General features: G+C 46.3%; 17 protein-coding genes. 15 read left to right on the top strand and 2 right to left on the bottom strand.

Going from position 1 to position 20199, the window contains the following annotated elements; translation table 11 throughout:
* Window positions 1–2: 2 nt before the first annotated feature.
* The 8 genes from FXO21_RS13035 to FXO21_RS13000 all read left to right on the top strand — a co-directional run bounded on the left by FXO21_RS13035 (window position 3) and on the right by FXO21_RS13000 (window position 10154).
* Window positions 3–1178 carry a sialidase family protein gene (locus FXO21_RS13035; protein WP_149640483.1) on the top strand — a complete coding sequence of 392 codons (1176 nt, stop codon included), beginning with the start codon at window positions 3–5 and terminating at the stop codon, window positions 1176–1178.
* Between the two features lie 13 nt (window positions 1179–1191).
* Complete coding sequence (locus FXO21_RS13030; RefSeq protein WP_149640482.1) at window positions 1192–3420, top strand: ligand-binding sensor domain-containing protein; 2229 nt, start codon at window positions 1192–1194, stop codon at window positions 3418–3420.
* 9 nt (window positions 3421–3429) lie between these two features.
* The gene (locus tag FXO21_RS13025; RefSeq protein WP_149640481.1) at window positions 3430–4746 is read left to right on the top strand and encodes a DUF3748 domain-containing protein; all 1317 of its coding nucleotides are present in this window, start codon (window positions 3430–3432) and stop codon (window positions 4744–4746) included.
* A 152-nt stretch (window positions 4747–4898) separates the two neighbouring features.
* Window positions 4899–6104 (top strand): mannonate dehydratase, encoded by a 1206-nt coding sequence (gene uxuA / locus FXO21_RS13020; protein WP_149640480.1) that lies wholly within the window; start codon window positions 4899–4901, stop codon window positions 6102–6104.
* 23 nt (window positions 6105–6127) lie between these two features.
* On the top strand, window positions 6128–6919 hold the full coding sequence (locus FXO21_RS13015) for an SDR family NAD(P)-dependent oxidoreductase (RefSeq protein WP_149640479.1): 792 nt from the start codon (window positions 6128–6130) through the stop codon (window positions 6917–6919).
* Window positions 6920–6954: 35 nt separating this feature from the next.
* Window positions 6955–7788, top strand: coding sequence for a BRO-N domain-containing protein (locus FXO21_RS13010; RefSeq protein WP_149640478.1), 834 nt, complete (start codon window positions 6955–6957; stop codon window positions 7786–7788).
* Window positions 7789–7838: 50 nt separating this feature from the next.
* On the top strand, window positions 7839–8684 hold the full coding sequence (locus FXO21_RS13005; RefSeq protein WP_149640477.1) for a ThuA domain-containing protein: 846 nt from the start codon (window positions 7839–7841) through the stop codon (window positions 8682–8684).
* Window positions 8685–8717: 33 nt separating this feature from the next.
* Window positions 8718–10154 carry a Gfo/Idh/MocA family protein gene (locus FXO21_RS13000; RefSeq protein WP_149640476.1) on the top strand — a complete coding sequence of 479 codons (1437 nt, stop codon included), beginning with the start codon at window positions 8718–8720 and terminating at the stop codon, window positions 10152–10154.
* A gap of 76 nt (window positions 10155–10230) precedes the next feature.
* Here FXO21_RS13000 and FXO21_RS12995 read toward each other — a convergent pair whose 3' ends face one another.
* Window positions 10231–11091 (bottom strand): AraC family transcriptional regulator, encoded by an 861-nt coding sequence (locus tag FXO21_RS12995; RefSeq protein ID WP_149643485.1) that lies wholly within the window; start codon window positions 11089–11091, stop codon window positions 10231–10233.
* 260 nt (window positions 11092–11351) lie between these two features.
* Between FXO21_RS12995 and FXO21_RS12990 the strand changes: the two genes are divergently transcribed.
* From FXO21_RS12990 to FXO21_RS12960, 7 genes are all read left to right on the top strand, one after another.
* Window positions 11352–11780, top strand: coding sequence for an META domain-containing protein (locus tag FXO21_RS12990; RefSeq protein ID WP_149640475.1), 429 nt, complete (start codon window positions 11352–11354; stop codon window positions 11778–11780).
* Window positions 11781–11970: 190 nt separating this feature from the next.
* Entirely contained in the window at window positions 11971–12795 is an 825-nt protein-coding gene (locus FXO21_RS12985; protein WP_149640474.1) for a sugar phosphate isomerase/epimerase family protein, read from the top strand.
* Window positions 12796–13190: 395 nt separating this feature from the next.
* The gene (locus FXO21_RS12980; RefSeq protein WP_149640473.1) at window positions 13191–15665 is read left to right on the top strand and encodes a TonB-dependent receptor; all 2475 of its coding nucleotides are present in this window, start codon (window positions 13191–13193) and stop codon (window positions 15663–15665) included.
* Window positions 15666–15692: 27 nt separating this feature from the next.
* Entirely contained in the window at window positions 15693–16865 is a 1173-nt protein-coding gene (locus FXO21_RS12975) for a PepSY-associated TM helix domain-containing protein (RefSeq protein ID WP_149640472.1), read from the top strand.
* 608 nt (window positions 16866–17473) lie between these two features.
* Window positions 17474–17824 (top strand): helix-turn-helix domain-containing protein, encoded by a 351-nt coding sequence (locus tag FXO21_RS12970; RefSeq protein WP_149640471.1) that lies wholly within the window; start codon window positions 17474–17476, stop codon window positions 17822–17824.
* 52 nt (window positions 17825–17876) lie between these two features.
* Complete coding sequence (locus FXO21_RS12965; protein WP_149640470.1) at window positions 17877–18089, top strand: hypothetical protein; 213 nt, start codon at window positions 17877–17879, stop codon at window positions 18087–18089.
* Window positions 18090–18216: 127 nt separating this feature from the next.
* Window positions 18217–18504, top strand: coding sequence for a hypothetical protein (locus FXO21_RS12960; RefSeq protein ID WP_149640469.1), 288 nt, complete (start codon window positions 18217–18219; stop codon window positions 18502–18504).
* A 241-nt stretch (window positions 18505–18745) separates the two neighbouring features.
* Here the strand turns inward: FXO21_RS12960 and FXO21_RS12955 are convergent, their stop codons facing one another.
* Complete coding sequence (locus tag FXO21_RS12955; RefSeq protein WP_149640468.1) at window positions 18746–20176, bottom strand: glycoside hydrolase family 125 protein; 1431 nt, start codon at window positions 20174–20176, stop codon at window positions 18746–18748.
* Window positions 20177–20199 lie beyond the last annotated feature (23 nt).

Below are 20199 nucleotides of genomic sequence, written 5' to 3'. Positions count from 1 at the left end.
CAATGAAAAAAATTATCTTAACACTAGTCACCGCGCTGGCCTTCAGCGTATCCTTGTTGGCGCAGGAAAGTGCGGTAATCAAACAAATGCTTGTTTTCCCACACCAGGAAAAGCATGTGCACGGAAGCAGCATTGTCAATTTGCCAAATGGCGATTTTCTGGTAGCCTGGTTCGAGGGCAGTGGCGAGCGCACCGCCGACGACGTGCGGATCATGGGGGCGAGGCTGAAAAAGGGGGACAGCAAATGGAGCGACCCGTTTCTGATGGCCGACACTCCAAACATACCGGATTGCAACCCGGTATTATTTTTAAATGCAAAAGGAAAGCTGTTTCTGGTCTGGATAGCCGTGCAGGCCAATCTTTGGGAACAATCGATTTTACGATTTAAAACGTCCGATAGTTATTTAAATGCAGGCGCGCCGGTTTGGGAATGGCAGGATAACATTTTGCTGAAACCAGATAACCGCTTCGCCCAAGAAGTTGAGAAAAAACTGAAAAGCCTGCCAGAAAGCAAAATAGGCTGGGCCGGTTATGCACCGAAATATGATGAAATGATCGCAGAGGCCAGCAAAGATGCGCCCAAGCGGAGTATCGGCTGGATGACACGGATCAAGCCGCTGCTTCTGGAAAACGGAAAAATAATATTGCCGCTTTACTCCGACGGTTTTAATTTCTCTATCACAGCGATTTCCGATGATGACGGAGCTACCTGGCGCCCGGGATTACCGATCGTAGGACGCGGCCCGATCCAGCCCGCAATCGTGAAGAAAAAGAATGGTAACCTGGTCGCCTATATGCGCGACAGCGGTGACGAACCTACAAGGGTACACGTCAGCGAGTCTGCCGACAATGGAGAAAGCTGGAAAGCAACCGAAAAAACGGATATTCCAAATACCGCCAGCGTCGAGCTGTTTGTTTTGAAAGATGGTCGCTGGGCATTCCTGGGAAATGATATCGACGACGGACGCTATGAACTCTCACTGCGGATTTCTGACGACGAAGGCAAATCGTGGAGCCGGGGCTGGATTGAAAATGACCGGACAAAAGAAGGCGGGTACTCCTACCCTTCGCTCATACAAACCCCGGACGGAATGCTGCATATGACTTACTCGCACCATCCCAAAAAAGGGAAAAAATCTATTAAATATGTTGTCGTTGATCCGGCACGCCTACCTTAAATTCAATTATTTAATGCAACGATCTACCTTCACCTCGCACCTGGCTTTTGCCCTCACTTTAGTACTGGTCGCATTCCGGGGCAGCGCACAGTCAGTTTACCAGGACAAGCCGTTTTTACAGGATTACAGTATCAAATACTATGCAGATACTACCAGGAGTCATTTACTTCGGGTTGCTGCCGACCGTAATGGTAATATCGAAATTTTGGCACAAGAAGGGCTTCAACATATTCAGGACGGCCAATTCCTGCATCCTGGCGCCATAAAACCGAACAATAGCTATCGGTTTATGAAAGATAAAAAAATCAGCGGACTGCTGTCTTATGACAACCAGTTTGTATACCTGGCCGAATCGGTCGTACTGAGCAATGCCTGGGCGGGAACATTATTTTCCAAACATACAGTTGCAGGTCCGAAGGCTTTTGCCGGCGGAAGTGATTTTACCTTCCTGATTACCAATGGGCCATCGCTTCAATTGATCAAAGACTCGAAAGCCTTATGGACCGGCAAGCTTCCCGATGACAATGCAATCGAAGTTACTTTTCAGTCTTCAAAAAATGTATTCTGGATCCTGGGCAAAAAATCGTTGTATTCCTTTTCCGTGGCTGACAAGAAGTTAACCAGAGCATTGGAAGGCACCAATTTCACCTGTTTTGCGCTTGCTAATAAGGAAAGCAATGTGATCATCGGAACGAGCGACGGTTACCTGTCATTTGATATTAAAACCGGTAAACAAACCGGGACGCTCTCGAAAAAACTGCCTGTTACCAAAATCAATACAGTAAAAGAAATCAATGGCAAATTGTGGTTCGGATCAGAGGCAGGCGCATTTGCGCTTCGTGAGGACGGTAAATTTGACTACTATTTTGGTGAACGCTGGCTGCCCGGCAACATCGTGAGAGATATCGAACCTGGCCCTAAAAATTCTGTTTTAATCCTGACTACGAAAGGCCTTGGCCAGATTCATTTCAAAAAAATGACACTGGAAGAAAAGGCCAATTATTTTGAAGAACAGGTTAGAAAGCGACATATCCGTAATGGTTTCAATGCGACGCTGGCTGGAATGGAACACGGTAACCTGGCTACCGGACATATGGAAGATTCGGATAACGACGGACTTTGGACTTCCATGTATCTGGGCGGCGAGATATTCAGGTATGCAGTTACAAAAGATCCCGAAGCGCTGCAAAATTGCCGCGAGTCAATGGACGCGATGGAAAGATTGTACACCATTAATCCGGTTCCAGGATTTCCTGCAAGGTCATTTGAACGCTCAGGGCATATCAAGGAACTCCATGATCAGGAAAGATGGCAGCATTCACCTGAAAAAGAATGGGACTGGAAGTCGACGACCAGCAGTGATGAAGTAATCGGTCATATATTCGCATTCGGCGCGGCTGCGGAGCTGATCGACGATGCTGCGATAAAAAAACAGGCGATTATGCTGATCGACACCGTGATGTCACATATCGTTAAAAACAATATGTACCTGATTGATTTTGACGGAAAACCAACCATGTGGGGCAAATGGAATCCGGAATATGTGAATTCTTTTCCAACTAATGTAGGTGACAGGAAGCTGAATTCGTCCAACATTATTTCAATGCTGCAGACAGCTTACCATTTTACCAAAAAAGAAAAATACAAGGCAAAAGCATTTGAGCTGATGACCAAACACGGTTATCTGGAAAATATGATGCGCTCGATGAAGGAAATTGGTAAAGCGCCGGCCGATGCGGACGAGCATGCAAAACATATGTCAGACGGCTGGAACCATTCCGATGATGAAATGTACTTTGTGGGCTATTGGGGCTTATACAGATATGCTTTCAATGATTCTTTGAAGGCTAAATACAAGGAATCCATCATCGACCACTGGGAAGCCGAGCGGCCGGAGAAAGAAGGTGCATGGAATATTTTCACGGCTTTGACCGGTACAAAGGAATTTGACTTGAAGGAGGCAGTCTGGTACTTGCAGGAACACCCGCTCGATATGATCGACTGGGTGGTCAAGAACAGCCACCGTAAGGATATTGAAATCGTGGAGCCTAATTTCCGGAAACAAACTACGAAAGAAGTGCTGCCGCCAGACGAACGTCCGATCCAGCGTCATAACGCAAATATGTTCAGCTTGGATAGAAATGGAGGAAACGGTGCTTCTGAACACAGCGCAGGGGATATCTGGCTGCTGCCTTACTGGATGGGAAGATACCTGGGCGTGATCAGCGCACCTCAAAAGTGACACTGAATCATGATCCGATATTCAAAAGAAAAACAGCTCACATTTGATCTGAGTTACAACCACGACCTGGACAACAACGACAATTTTTCACCAGACGGCAAATGGCTGGTGTATGACACCCGGACAGACGAAGGCGGCATTCCGGAGTCTGCACGGATTGAAAAGGTACATATTGAAACAAGAGAGATCAAAACTGTTTTCGAAATACCTGATAATGCGAAGTGGGGACCTGGCGCGGGCGCGGTAAGTTATAGTCCGGTTGCCAATGAAGTTGTTTTTATTCATGGTTTAGTGGATTGCAGCCCAGAAAATCCTTATCAGCAATGGCGGCGAACCGGCGTGATTGTGCGGGAGGATGCCCCAGGAAAAGCCATTCTTATGGATGCCCGCGACGTTACTTTTCCTTTTACGCCGGGCGCACTGCGCGGCGGAACGCATCGCCACGAATGGAGCGGTGACGGTCAATGGATCGGGTTTACTTACAACGATGCTGTTTTGAAAGCATTGGAAGATTCCTCGGGTAAAAAGCGGAATTTGCGCACGATCGGAGTTTCAAAAAATATTGGTGCGGTGAAAGTCAGCGGAGGTGCCGATCAGGTTTCCGGTGAATGGTTCAGTGCGCTGGTAGTGCGTGTTGTTCCGCAGCCTGCTCCTGGCAGCGACGAGATCAATCATGCTGCAAATGACAGCTGGGTGGGGCAAAATGGCTACCAAACGGTGAACGGAAGCCGGCAAATGGCGCGGGCTTTTCTGGGCACTGTTGTTGACACATCAGGTAATGAGGTACCGGAAGTTTTCATTGTTGATATTCCTGAGGATATTACAAGGCCAGGAAGACTGGGCCCGCTGGAGGGGACGATTGACGATTTCCCGATGCCACCTGCAGGTGCAGCACAAAGACGGCTCACTTTCACGGCAAACACCTCTTACCCTGGTTGCAGCGGGATAGTAAGGTCTTCACCTGACGGTTCAATGCTTGCTTTTCTGGCCAAAGATACGGCCGGCATTACGCAAATTTTCATAGTCTCCCCTTTTGGCACCGGGCTGCAACAGATCACGGAACATGACTCTGATATTAAAGGTAACCTGCGCTGGCACCCGGGCGGCGGGCATATTGCTTACATCTGGAACGGAAGCATTGCTCTTACCGGGCTGGGAGTTGCACCCTTCGCTGAGCGGTTACAGCTACTTGCGCAACCACTCGAAACAGTGCCAGGAAATCTGGTCTGGTCAACTGATGGCGATGTTCTTGCTTACAACAGACGTGTTGCAGCGACAGACTCCCCGGCTACGCAGCAGATTTTTATTCTAGAAAAATGCCTTTAGAACTTACTTTTAAAAACCTTTCCGATATATAGCCTTTTCACAATCACCAACTTCTTCAAATTTGTAAGGGAAAAATTCAATAATCTGCGTCTGGTATAAACCTTCCAATGTGTTTTTATCACGTTGGATTATTTCGAAAATTAGAAATTACGATGATTCAGACAATGCGCTGGTTCGGGCCGAATGATCCGGTCTCTCTGATGGATATCCGGCAAGCAGGATGCAGCGGAGTAGTGACTGCACTTCACCAGATTCCCGTCGGGCAGGTTTGGCCGATTGAAGCAATCGAGGATAGAAAAAAGCTGGTAGAAACTGGAAATGACCAATATACTGAGCTAAAATGGCTCGTGGTGGAAAGCTTGCCGGTACATGAGGATATCAAAAAAGGTCTTCCGTCTCGTGAAGATTACATTCACAATTACAAAGAATCGCTGCGTAACCTGGCTACCTGCGGCATCAAAACGGTTTGCTACAACTTTATGCCGGTTTTGGACTGGTCGAGAACAATCCTTGATCACACCCTTCCCGAAGGCCAAAAGACACTTCGGTTTGTATGGGAGGATTTTGCTCTTTTTGACCTTTACATTTTGCAAAGGCCAGGTGCTTTTGCCGATTACGAAACCAGCGTGCAGGAAGCTGCCCTGTCGAAGATAAAAACAATGACCCCGGAGGAAATCGGGACACTCACGAATACGGTCCTGCTCGGTTTACCAGGTTCGGAAGAGGCATTTGAGCTGACTGAGTTTCAGGGCTTACTAAATAATTATGCTGAAATAGGTGATAAGGAGCTCAGGCAAAATCTTTATTATTTTGTATCACAAATCGCGCCGCTGGCACAGGATCTCGGCATTAATCTTTGCATTCACCCCGACGATCCGCCGCGCTCATTGCTGGGCCTGCCGCGGGTTGTGAGTACCGCAGCTGATCTCGAACAATTGCTGCAATCCTGCGATGTAAGGGCTAATGGAATTACTTTTTGTACCGGCTCGCTCGGGGTTCGGGCAGACAACGATCTGCCAGGAATGATCCGGCGTTTTGGCGACCGCATTCACTTTGTGCACTTGCGAACAACCAAACGTGACGCAGATAATCCACTGAATTTCCACGAGGCGCCGCATCTGGAAGGCGATGTGGATATGTATGAAGTGGTGAAGGCGTTGACGGAAGAAGAAATTCGTCGGAAAAGTGAAAAATATGCTGACAACCAGCTACCAATGAGACCAGACCACGGCTTCCAGATGCTTGATGACTTGCATAAAAAAACATATCCCGGCTACTCTGCGATCGGGCGATTGAAAGCGTTGGCGGAATTACGCGGACTTGAAATGAGTATTTTAAGGTCCTTCAATCAGTTTTAATAAAATAAAATACCGGCTTACTTATGCCACACGAAGCTCCATTGACACATCCAGTCCTCCAACCCTTTTCCCTGGAAGGAAAACTTGCATTAATTACCGGCGGCGGCAGCGGAATCGGATTTTATATTGCCAGGTGCCTCGTGCAGGCAGGCGCGAAAGTAGTGATCACAGGTAGAAGGGAGGCCGTTTTGCAGGAAGCCGTCGCAGCACTTGGAAATGGGAATGCCCACTACTTTGTAAATGATATCACCGATCTGAAATCCATTCCGGCACTGATTGAGAATATTGAAGCAAACGTCGGCGAGATCGATATCCTGATCAACAATGCAGGCATTAATATGAAAAAACACGCAGTTGAAGTGACCGACGAAGACTTTGACCGTATTATACAGACCAACCTGCATGCGGTATTCTCGGTGACGCGCGAATGCGGCAAGAGAATGATCGCGCGGAAAAGGGGATCTATTATTATGATCACCTCAATGGCGGCGCTGTACGGGATCGACCGGGTAGTGGCTTATACTGCCTCCAAATCGGCGATCGGCGGAATGGTAAAGGCTCTGACAACTGAATTTTCACCCTATAACGTGCGTGTTAATGCAATCGCGCCAGGATTTATCGAAACGCCGATGATGCTCACTGCCATGAACGGCGACCCATCGCGCCGCGACAAAGCGATGGACCGGACTCCGATGGGAACCTGGGGTAAACCCGACGATATTGGTTGGGCAGCTGTATTCCTCGCGTCGGAAGCGGCGAAATTCATCACAGGCGTTTCGCTGCCGGTTGATGGCGGGAATTCGATTGGATTTTAGATTAAAATAAATTTATAACTAAACTATACACTACTATGCAGAGCAAAATCAATGTTTTTAATCAGCAAAAAATCCGCAGCCACTGGGACGCGGAGCAGGAACAATGGTTCTTCGCGATTGTTGATGTTGTTGCGGTTTTATCAGAAAGCGTTAATCCACAGGTATATTGGAGAGTCCTAAAAAAAAGACTGGCCGCTGAGGGAAATGAAACCGTTACAAATTGTAACGGTTTGAAAATGCGAGCGTCAGATGGGAAAATGAGGATTACAGATGTAGCAAACACGGAACAAATGCTGCGTTTAATTCAATCAATACCTTCTCCAAAGGCTGAACCTTTTAAACTCTGGCTAGCAAAAATTGGAAGTGAAAGGATTGATGAAAATGAAAATCCGGAACTGACCATAGACCGGGCAATGAAAGCGTATTTACAAAAAGGATACAGCAAAGAGTGGATCAACCAGCGCCTTAAAAGCATTGAAGTCAGGAAAGAACTGACAGATGAATGGGAGAACCGTGGTGTGAAAGCAGGAAAGGAATTCGCGATTTTGACGGATATTATCACCAAAGCTTGGAGTGAAAAAACGGTTCGGGAATACAAAGAATTTAAAAACCTAAAAAAAGAAAATCTGAGGGACCATATGTCCAATCTTGAATTGGTCCTGAATATGTTAGCGGAAGCAACAACGAAAGAAATTTCCCAGGAGAGACTCCCCGCAACATTTGATGAAAGTAAGATTATCGCTAATGAAGGGGGCTTGATAGCCGGAAATACAAGAAAAGCAATTGAAGCAAAAACGGGAAAACAGATTGTGACTAAGTCCAGCTCCAAAGCGCTGTTAAAAACAGATAAGTCCAAAGAACTTCCTTAGTCAGCTATCGAACCTGGTAGTATAAGAACATAAATCTAAACCCATTGATAATGAAAAAATTAAATCGCCCAAAAACATTGCTGTTAACTGTATTGCTGATTTGCACATCAGTTTTCACATTGGATTCGTACGCGCAAAAAATTAAATGGAATAAGGTTAAAGTACTGGTTTACACCCGGAATGGGAAGGGTTATGTCCACGATAATATAGCAGCCTCGGTGGCGGCCATTCAGTCTTTGGGCAAGCAAAATGGATTTGTAGTGGATTCAACTTCTGACGCTTCTAAGTTTACGGATGATAATCTGAAACAGTACGACGTTCTTATTTTTTCCAATACAAATAACGACGTTTTCGACACTGACGATCAACGTGTTGCATTGATGCGCTACATTCAGGCTGGTGGTAATTTCCTGGGAATCCACTCGGCGTCAGGTACCGAGCGGAAGTGGCGGTGGTTTAAAGATATGCTCGGCGGAACGTTTTTCTGGCACGAGCCGGGGCAGAGCTTTTCGGTAAAGGTGCTTGATCCAAAAAATCCTTCGCTGGCACATTTACCTGCTACCTGGAACCGGGAGAAAGATGAGTTTTATTTTATTAAAGAGCTAGGCGTAAACCTGAATGTACTGGCTGTAAATGACCATACTACCATTCAAAAACCCGGAGGAAAAGCACTGGACACGTTTGGTACCGTTTTCCCCTCGGTGTGGTGGCACGAGTACGACGGCGGCCGTGCTTTCTATACTTCGATCGGCCACGAAAAAACCGATTACGAAAAAGATGATCTTAAAAAGCACATTCTCGGTGCAATAGAATGGGCGATAGGGCCGCAAAAGCCAAGAAATTACAGCAAAGCCTACGCAACCAGTCCACAGGACGAGGTGCGGCGCAAGCAATAGATCAAGACTTATCAATCCTTAATGTGAACGGAAATGAAAGACAATCAACCAGAAAATAACCAGAACAGGCGATCTTTTCTTAAAACGACTGCAAAAGGTACAGCGGGCATAATCGCGGCATCCATGTTTCCCACTATTGTCCCTTCAAGTGTTTTTGGTAAAAATGCGCCGAGCAATAAGATCAACATCGGGCAGATTGGCTTCGGAAGGATCGGATCTTCACACGATTTACCCGAAGTAATCAAAAATGAGGCTGCACACGTAATTGCTGTGGCCGATCTGGATAAAAACCGGCTCGCAAAAGGAAAGGTCTGGATTGAAAAAAAATACGCAGAACGGACAGGTAAGGAAAATTATCTGGAAGTCAAAACATATGACGACTACCACGAGATCCTGGCGAGAAAAGATATAGACGCGGTAATTATCAGTACGCCCGACCACTGGCACGCACAACCGGCTATGGAAGCTGCGGTGGCCGGAAAGCACATTTACATGCAAAAACCTACGTCACTCACGATCAAGGAAGGCCGGCAAATGGCAGATATGATCAAGAAAAAGGGCGTGATCTTTCAGCTGGGCAGTCAGCAGCGCTCGATTTCTCCCTGGCCGCAGTTTAAGCGGACCTGTGAACTGGTACGCAATGGTCGCATTGGCAAATTGAAAAAAGTGTATGTTGGCCTGCCGGGTGACCCTGCCGGCGGAAGCACCGCTCAAATGCCGGTACCTGCAAACCTGAACTACAATATGTGGCTCGGCTCGACGCCGGAAATTTTTTATACGCTGGATCGCGTGCACTCACAAACAGACATTAACGACCGTCCGGGCTGGCTGCGTCTGGAGCAGTTTGGCGCAGGTATGATCACCGGCTGGGGCTCTCACCATATTGACATTGCGCATTGGGGAATGGATACGGAGCTAACCGGGCCAATCGAAGTGGAAGGAAAAGCCACCTTTCCCGCACAGGGATCAGGTTTGTGGGATGTGCACGGCGACTTTTTGGTGAATGCAAAATATGCAAATGGCGTCGAAATGGAAATTGGCGGCACCAATCCGAATGGTGTGAAATTTGAGGGTACCGAAGGCTGGATCTTCGTTTCCCGCGGAAATGTGGGTGTAACTGCCTCTGATCCAGGCGCGGCTGCCGCAGCGAAAGAAAACAAGGCTTTCTATGCCAGCGATCAGAAGATATTAGGCTCGGTAATTCAGCAAAATGAAGTCCATTTATACGAAAGTCCGGAGCAGCACCAGAACTGGATCGAGAGCATTCAAAGCGGCAAGCAGACGATCAGCCACGCCGAAATAGCGCATCGATCGTGCTCAGCCTGCCTGATCGCGCATACTGCCATGAAGTTGCAGCGAAAATTAAAATGGGATCCGAAAAAAGAGCAATTTATCGGTGATAAGGAAGCGAATTCAATGCTTTCCCGGCCGCAGCGAGCTCCGTATGGGACGAATTATGTGAAAGGGTAAAATTGGAGAAACGGAGGAAAGTGAAGATGGAGGAAGAAGGGATTTTCATTTCAGAAAGTCCCTTCTTCGTTTTCTTTCAATAATTCCCTTTGTATTCTCTTGGCGTGTGCCCTATGTACTTTTTGAAATTTCGGTTGAAGTTCGAGAGCGAGTCGAAGCCGCTGTCATAGGCGATTTGGGCGATGGTCCATTTGTCTTCCAGCAGCAGCTTGCAGGAATGGCCGATGCGGATTTCGTTGACAAAATCGATGAATGTTTTGTTTGACCGTGCTTTGAAGTAGCGGCAAAAAGCGGCTTCGGTCATTCCTGCCAGCGACGCAACGTCGCCAAGCCTGATTTCCTGGAAAAAGTGCTGCAAAACATAGTCATGTACTTTCTGCATCCGCTCGGTTTCCGACACTTTATAGGTATTGACATATCCATAACTGGAAATAGGCGACCCGCCCGACTCGTGCGCGAGCGTGTCTAATAGTGTGAGGAGCCGGAGAATACTTTTAAACCCTTCGGTACTGATCATCGCCAGCAGTTCCGTGCGAATGTGCTCACGCAGTTCACCGCGGTATTCGATGCCGCGTTTTGAATCGATCAGTAATTGCCTCAATCCCAGCATTTCAGGTTTTTCCAGAAAATCTTTTCCCAAAAAATCTTCCTGAAAATAAAGCACAACTCCGTGCGTATTCAGGCCAGAATGCGTATCAAAATACGCCGGGTCACTCCGCCACAAATGGGGTACGTCAGGACCAAGAAAAACTGTATCCCCGGGACCAAACGTTTGGATCGAATCGCCAATCAACCGTTTGCCTGTTCCTTCCAATACGGTAAATAATTGATAGTGCGGATGAAAATGCCAGTTGGGATCAAAATGCGGTGCTTTCAGCTCCTGCACAGTTACTGTGTGAACCTGACTTTCAATGTTCTTGTGAATTGGCGCCTTCAATGTTCTGTCTGAATATTTACCCTGATATTTAAAAGTAAGCAAAATTAATATCAAAATCCGATTAGTTCAGCATTTACCTATTTGTAATCTTTTATTAACTGGCAAAAGAATATGAGGTTAAAAAGCGTTCATTTAAGACAAGGCTGGTTGCGCTTCAATGGCATACTTTTTATAGCATATGTGGAGCAATCTGAGATTTTTGCAACTATTTCACTTGTCACCATGTCCTCTTTTAACCATCTTGAAGAATCGTTATTTCTATGAAAAACTTCCTGGTTCTGGCCGTATTTGTACTGGCCATTTCTGTGCTGAGCAGTTGTGGAAAAACTACCACAATCAATACGAACGTTGAATTAACGGGTAAATGGCAGCTGGAAAGCATTGTGCAGGAGCGTGATACAATCAAAAAACCGGCTCCTGCCAAAGGAGCATTTGAGGTAAGCCTGAACTTTAAGGAAAAGGGTGAGTTGGAAGGCACTTCGTCAACTAATTACCTCACCGGATTTTACGAAACAGCCCAGCAAAATACAATCCAACTCGGCGGAGGGGGCACAGAGCGGGTCGAAACGAGCTGGGGTAATACTTTTGTGAATGCATTGCCGAATGTAAACGTCTACGATCTGAAACCGAACAGGCTTATTCTTTACTACGAAAATAACAATCAGCTCATTTTTGCCAGGGCTCAATAAGTAAGTCAACATACTCTATCAGCAACTTCGAAATTCGAAGTTGCTTTTTTTATGATCGCATTTTATCGGTAATTCCCTATTTTGTCGCCGGATATATCAATAACCGATCAATACTTGTCAAAACGCGGAATACGTTCAGTCGCGAATTGTTGTAAGATTGCGTTATCTACTACCGCAAAAATGGAATTTGATGAAATTTAGCATGAACCTTCTCCTTTGGGGGAATCAAATTGACGAGCGCCTCTTCCCTACCCTGGAACTGATTAAAGAAATTGGATTTGACGGTGTTGAAGTACCTATTTTCAATACCAATCCTGAACATTGGTTCAGCTTCCGCAAAAAGCTGGATTCACTTGGGCTGGCATGTGAAACCGATACCATTTGCGGACCTGATGAAAACCTGATCAGCGCCGACCCTGCGATGCGGCGGCACACGATCGATCACCTGAAAAGCGCGCTCGATTGTTCACTCGTACTCGGTGCCACCAAGTTAATGGGCCCTTACCACTCTGCACTGGGTGTTTTTACCGGCCAGCCGGCAACTGCCGACGAGTGGCAGTGGGGCATCGAAGGTATTCGCGAAGTAGCAGATTATGCCGAATCCCTGGATATCACGCTGGGATTGGAATACCTGAACCGTTTCGAAATGTACCTCACCAGCTGCGGCGACGAGTTGATCCGGTTTGTGAATGAAGTCAATCATCCGAATTGCACAATCATGTTTGATACTTTTCACGCCAACATTGAGGAGAAAAATATCGGCGACATGATCAGAAAAGCAGGTAACAAAATATCATTTATTCAACTATCGGAAAACGACCGTTCTACGCCCGGAAAAGGAAATGTGGATTGGGAAGGTGTTTTTAAGTCGATCAGTGACATTAACTACGATGGTTGGATCAGCATTGAAGCATTCAGTCCGAAGCTGCCTGTGGCCAATATATGGCGGAAGATGTTTGACTCGGAAGAGCAGTTAATGCGCGACGGGCTTTCATTTATTAAGGCGAATATATAGTTGGCCGCTGCGGGTGTTGTCGCCCGCAGTGCTACGGCCATGCCTGGTTGTTCCGAACAAGACATATACGATGTTGTTGGTGACAACACCAACAATGGCGGGAGACATATAACATTTTGTTGGTGACAACACAAACAATGGCCGTAATGACAACACCAACAATGGCGGAGTGGCAACACCAGCAACGGCGGAAACCAACATCGGCAGAAACGGTGTCAAGTAGCGTAACCAGCGGTTTACCGAATATTCCTTTAACCTGATTTTTTTGAAATAATAAAACAATTTTTAGTTTCAAACAGCTATTATTTTCAAAGTCACCACTTTATTATTTCGTATTAGTCTAAATAAGTATACTTTTATCGCCAGATTTTAGTCCGCTTATTTAACCCAATACGATGCGAATCCATTTTTTACTCCTTCTATTACTTCTCGGATTTGGTGCGCAGGCTCAGACGGGCAGCATCAAAGGTCAGATCCAAGCGACTACGGGCCAGCCTGCCGAGTCTGTCAATATCATTTTAAAAGGTACCGGGAAAGGGACGGTTACTTCTGTCGACGGCGCATTTGAATTCAATGCACTGGCAGACGGAAACTATCAATTAATCGGTACCGGAGTTGGTTTTAAAAGAATCGACCAGAATGTGAGTGTCAAATCCGGCGAAACGGTGACACTCGATCTCACGATTTCCGACGCGGCCGAAGAACTGCAAACGGTGGAAATTTTGGGTCGCCGGGAGACAACCTACAAAAACGACCTTTCATTTATAGCCAGCAAAACGGCCACGCCGATCAAGGAAGTGCCGCAGGCGATCAGTTACATTACCAAGGAAGTAATGCGCGACCAGGGTACTTTTTTAATGGGCGACGCGGTGAAGAATATGAGCGGTGTGAATCAGTTTACTTTTTATGACGATTTGACAATCAGGGGCTTCCGGATGAATGGAGGCAGTACAACCCAGCTGGTAAATGGTTTACGCACATTCTCCGGTTTCTGGAAACAGCCCCCTGTGAATTACCTGGAAAGAGTGGAGGTGATCAAAGGCGCGGCTTCTGCATTGTACGGAAATACTTCGCCGGGAGGTACGATTAACCGCGTGACCAAAAAGCCGCTCGACACGCCGCAAAAGTCACTTTCATTCACAACAGGCAGCTTTAATACGATGAGAATGCTGGCCGATTTTACCGGTCCAATGAATGAGAAGAAAACGTTGCTGTATCGCCTGAATGTAGGCTATAACAATGCGCAGAGCTTCCGGAACCTGCAATTCGACAAGAACATCATCGTCGCTCCGTCGGTATCTTTCCTGCCAACCAGCAAAACGCGGATCAACTTTGATATGGTTTACAGCCGGTCGAACAGCCGCCTCGACCGTGGGCAATCTGTAAAAGGAAACGACCTGTATTCAAGCTCGATCAAAACGTCACTGAATGCGGTGAATGATTATTTGAATGAAGAAACGTACTTGATCACGACTTCTCTCAATCACCAATTTACCCAAAATACTTCCTTCAACGTCGCCTACCTGCGCACCGGATATAACGAAGATCTGCTCGAACACCGCAGCAGCAATGTGAATGCGATTGACTCAGCGGGTGCTCCTATTGAGAATCTGGTAGCCAGACAGGTTTTTGTCCGCAAAACCAAATCGTTTATGGACAATGTATCGCTGTTTTTTAACCATAACTTCAATACCGGAATTGCTGAGCATAAGCTGGTCGCGGGGTATGATTACATCCAGTCTTCCACGCCGAAAGGATCGGGACAGCAGACTGCAAATGGGTATTTGCTCAAAGCTGGCGGCGCGGCAGCTTACAATGCAAAGCAGCCCGAGCGGTTTGTCTTTTATAATTATACCGAGAATGGCGTGACGCGCAGCATTCCAAAACCGAATATCTCGCATTATGATCTGACCCTGCAAAACAACAATCTGGAAGACCCAACAAAGTACACTTATAATGTAGTTGCCAATGCGGCTACTACGCCGGTAATGTACCAGTTGCACGGTTTGTATTTGCAGGAACAACTGAAAATCAACAGACTGCAAATTCTGCTAGGCTTGCGTTATGATACTTATATTGACAAGAAAAATTATACTAAAAACGACGAGACCAATGTGACCCAGCACGCATTTCTGCCGCGCATCGGGGCTGTGTATACGTTGACAAAAAACATCAATATTTACGGGACTTACACCAAAGGCTACAATCCGCAGGATGCAGTAGTTCAAAGCGACCGGCTTTCTGGCGGACCTTTTGATCCGATTCGTAGCAGTCTGGCTGAGGGTGGACTGAAAACCGAGTGGCTGGATGGTCGGTTGACGGCTAATGCTTCCTTCTACCAGATCATTCAAACCAATACATTGTACTCGGCCAATGCGCCTGAAAACCCGAATTTGCAGCAGCAGATTGGCGAAGAAAAAGCGAAAGGAGTTGAATTTGACGTGACTGGAAACATTTTGCCAAACTGGAATGTAATCGTCGCTTACAGTTATAACGATGCGAAAATTACGGACGCAGGTTCCCGCGCGGCGGACCAGGCGCTTGTGAACCTGCAAAAACCGAATGCACCTAAAAATCAGGGAAGTATCTGGACAAAATATACTTTTGTGAATGCAGGTCTGAATGGATTGGGACTTGGGCTAGGCAGCAACTATGTGTGCGAGCGGAATCTGTCGATCAACAATGCGCAAACCGTACCTGCTTATACACTTTTGAATGCGGCTGTTTATTACAAAATCGACAAGTTTCAGTTTCAGGTGAATCTGAACAATGTGACCAACAAAACGTATTGGGTTGGTGGCTACGACTACCTGCGGCTGTTCCCGGGCTCGCCGCGTAACTTCCTGGCTACCATATCGTACACTTTCTAATGTGACCGTTTTTATCTGATTTCGACTGTGAAAAAAGCTTTCAAGAAAATTGCTTCACAACTGCATTTATGGCTGGGGATTATCTCCGGCCTTGTGGTTTTTATAGTGGCCCTGACAGGCTGCATTCTGGTTTTTGAAGACGAGCTCGAGCCCGTTTTATACCCGGAATTTCACATTGTCGAAGCCAACGCCGGAGAGCGAATATTGCCTTTGGATCATCTGGAAAGCATTATCAAATACAAATTCCCTAAAAACGCGATCAATAGGATTACTATCGAACCAGAGCGTGACCGGACGATTGTTTTTAACCTGAAAGAAAAAGAAAACAAGGACGGAATCTCCGCCGCCATCGACCCGTACACAGGGTGCATTACAGGTGTGAGAAACGAGCATGAGGCTTTTTTTACGGTTGTGCTGCATTTGCATCGCTATTTATGTCTGGAAGAAACGGGCAAAGTGATTACCGGAATTTCGTGTGTGATGTTCCTGGTGATCATGATCACGGGCCTGATACTTTGGTGGCCAAACCGCAAAAACCGGAAGCAACGTTTCCGCATCAAATGGGACGCTAAATTTAAACGTCTCAACTGGGACCTGCACGCCGTTTTCGGTTTTTACGTCTTGCCTTTTGTATTCATTATTGCAGCTACCGGGCTGGTTTGGAGCTATAAATGGGTAAATAACCTCATTTACCTCACATTCGACGGCAAACCCCAGGTAATCCGCGAAGCCCCCGCGAATGTTTCAGTTTCAGGCATTCAGAATGGTTTATTAGAAAAAGCATTGACCGAAACCAATAACATCCTCCCGAATCCGGGCAGGATCCTTTTCACGATGCCAAAATCGGACAGTCTGTCTATCACAGTATCAAAGGCCGACGACCACGCAGCTGTGAGTAATATTGTCAGCTTCCTCTATTTCGACAAAAACAGCGGAAACCTCATCTCCAAAAGACTTTACGACAACGAAACCCGCGGCATGAAAGTCCGAAGACTGGTCTACCCAATCCACACCGGCAACATTTTCGGCTGGCCGACGAAGATTATCGCGTTTATCGTTGCGCTCATTGCGGCGAGCTTGCCGGTTACGGGGGTTGTTATTTGGTTGGGAAAGAAGGGAAAGGGTAAGAAGAAGTTGGGGAAGATGAAGGTGGCGGGGGATGTGGGGACATCAACTGTGAAGCGGCGGGTTGTTGTGTGAATCGGGAAAATATGGGTTCGGATTCCATATTTTTCCGGTTTTGGCTTGCCCAAATTCGAAGTGATACCGATAGTCCTTTAATAATCGCCTTTGGCTAATTGCTTCCAAGAGTGCCAAGTACGGCTGAGCTAAACCATTAACTTTTGCAGGAACAAATATCCGAATTGCTCGGATATTATTAAGTTATAACTTAACTTTATGTCCCGGTTTAGTATCAGAAGATCTTCAACAATTAGCAACACGCGAATTGCTCTTTACAAGCTTATAATTGACAGTCAATGCCCAATCGAAGAATTCGAAAGGCGGATTTTGAAAGAAGGAACATTCGAAAAAGATATTGGGAAGATCTATTCAATCATCAATGCCGCCTGCAATCTTTCAACGTTACCGAAAACTCTGTATCGCGTATTGAAGTTGACAAATATTCCATTTCGGATCTATGAAGCCAAAAGTGCAGGTTTGAGATACTATCTGATTAAAATTGAGAAGACTGGCAAGGTGATAATTCTGGCTGGTAAAAAAAGCAATCAGAAGACGGACTTAAAATACTTGGCGCGACTTGCTCAGGAGATTCACTTATACGGTTTCAACCAGTAAATATCAGTTCTATGGTTACGAGAAAAGATTTACTTAGCAGCCCTTCCTACTGGCTTACCAACATGCAGATAGAGGTATTCAATCTGCTGAATACTTATATGGAGGAAAATAATCTCACACAAAGGCAAGTAGCTGAAAAACTGAAAGTGTCGCCATCCTATATCTCACAGATTCTAAATGGGAATTTCAATTTCACAATTTCAAAGCTGGTCGAGTTGGCTTTATTAGTTGGAAAAGCGCCGGTTATTCAGTTTCAGTCGATTGAGGAGATAGCGCGAGTCGAAGAAAATGTTCAGCCAAAAGCGCAACGCTCTGGTAAAGCAAGTAGCATTTCTAATGCATCAAAGATAATTGTTAGATAATATTTATCCCTAAGCTCGTGTGGGATTTATCCACCAATTAGTATATTTGTTTATGCAAACATTTTCCTCTGTTGAGGAGACGTTTGAGTGGTGGCTTAAAAACATCTATCCAACGCTTCCGGCAGAAACAAAGGAAGGTAAATACCGAAATGCATGGCGCGACTTTACCTTTAAGAAAGGGATTTCTCAAAAGCGCATGAAAGAGGTACTATCTGATTTTGGAGACATTAATGAAAAGACCATCATCACCTATAAGTTGAAATAAAAAAATTTGCTTTATTTTTGTGGGAAAACCCCACCATTATTATACATAAAAATAGCCCGGAGAAAGCTCGAAACTTCACCTCCGGGCTGAGTTCAATCAATTGACAATCAAACTCCAAAACAAAACTATGAACACACTGGAAGAATCAAAATCCCAGGAAGCCACCGGTATGAAAACCGATTTTAACGGTCAGGAAAGTGCACTTTTGAAACAACATCAAATTGTAAAAGAGTTTTTCATGACCGATAGCGCCAGCGAAATGATCGAGTCACTGAATATAATGGTAGAGAATTTTCTATTCAGCGAAAACCTTGTGCGGGTAACTCCTGAAATGCGTGTTCACATTGTGAACCAGCTTCGGGTTACTACGCTGATTGCTAAATTGGATAGGAATAAAGTTGTTTGTAGTAGGTAAGTGATAACAACCTTGTCACACTGAGCGGACCGGGCCGTCGGGCGGTCGAAGTGTAGGCACAACGCCATTCGCAAGACGCATCGTGCACGGGCCTTCGACTGCGCTCAGGCTGACAAAGGGCGCTCAGGCTGACAAAAAGCTTAGCCTGCCAATAAACCGCGTTTGTCACACTGAGCGCAGTCGAAGTGCAGGCACAATGTGTCTTACATGTACTCCTCGACCGCCCGTTGGCCGAAGAACCTCAATAAACCTTCCCCAACAAATGCGGCCGCTCCTTTTCCAGTTTCAAAATCAACTCCCCAAACAACGTATTCACCCACGCAAACCACTTCCTCGTAAACTTCGCATCGTCGTCCTTATCGAATGATTCGTGCATGAAACCGGTGTTATTGTGCGTGTTTTTCAGGAGTTTGAGTTGTGCTTCGATCTCTTTTTCGTCGGTAGAAGTGATTGCGCGGGCGATGATGCCCATGGGCCAGATCTGGTTTACCAGCGTATGCGGACTACCCAGCCCCTCTCCCGCTTTTCCTTTGAAAAAATATGGATTAGAGTCGCTCAGGACGAATTTTCTGGTGTTAATGTAAATCGGATCTTTTACGGACATCGCGCCGAGATAGGGTATACTGATCAGTCCCGGAATACCCGCATCGTCCATTAATAGGTAGTTGCCAAATCCGTCCACTTCGAATGCGTAGATCTTGCCGAATTCAGGGTGAGGATATACAGCAAATTTCTTTAATGCAGTTTCCACTTCGGTTGCCAATGCTTTGAAATCAGCAGCCAGCTTTGCATTTGGGCCACCAAGTTTTTCCAAAATCTCCGCGATTCCTCTAAAAGAAACGACGGCAAAGAAATTGGAAGGGACAAAAAACGGATACATAGCCGCGTCGTCGGAAGGGCGGAATGTGCTCGCGATCAGCCCGTTGGGTTTGATCGGATTTCCGTAACCGTTTCCAGGAACGGTGTCGGTAGACCAGGCGGTTGTCCGGCCGAACTTATAGGGTCCTGGCCCGTCCTTGCGCTGTTGTTCTTTGCACGTTTTCAGGATCAAACCCGCCGCTTTTACCCAGTCCGCATCAAACGGCGTGGTATCGCCCGTGATTTTCCAGTAATTATAAGCCAGGCGAATGGTGTAGCAAAGCGAATCGAGCTCCCACTTGCGCTCGTGCAGCATGGGCTTCATTTCGGTATGATCTTTTGTCCACTCGCTTTCCTTTGGGCGGTCGTAAAATGCATTCGCGTAAGGGTCGATAATAATGCATTTGGTCTGACGATTAATCAACCCCGCGACCATATCTTTCAGCTTGTTATCTTCCTTCAAAAGAGCCAGATAAGGCCAAACCTGCGCGGTGCTGTCGCGGAGCCACATCGCGTCGATATCCCCGGTGATCACAAAAGTATCCGGCTTGCCGTTTTCCATTTTGAAATGCACCGTCGTATCGATCGTATTCGGGAAGCAATTTTCGAACATCCAGGCCAGCTCGGGGTCTTTGATCACTTTTTTCATGCGCGTGATCGTCGCTTCCACGGTCGAACTGGTAAAACTACGCTTGTCAGCCGCTATCCTTACTACCGGAAAATCGGCGGCATTTTTCGAAAAAGACCATTTCGGGAGGGAAGCGCCGGCCATTGCCAGGGCACCGGCTTTAATAAAGGTTCTCCGTTGCAACATTATACAGGTATAGGTTGGAGTTT

The sequence above is a fragment of the Dyadobacter sp. UC 10 genome, from assembly GCF_008369915.1.
In the GTDB taxonomy this organism is placed as follows: Bacteria; Bacteroidota; Bacteroidia; order Cytophagales; family Spirosomataceae; genus Dyadobacter.
Note: the sequence above shows the minus strand (reverse complement) of the source record. Positions and strands in the feature narration are given on the sequence as shown.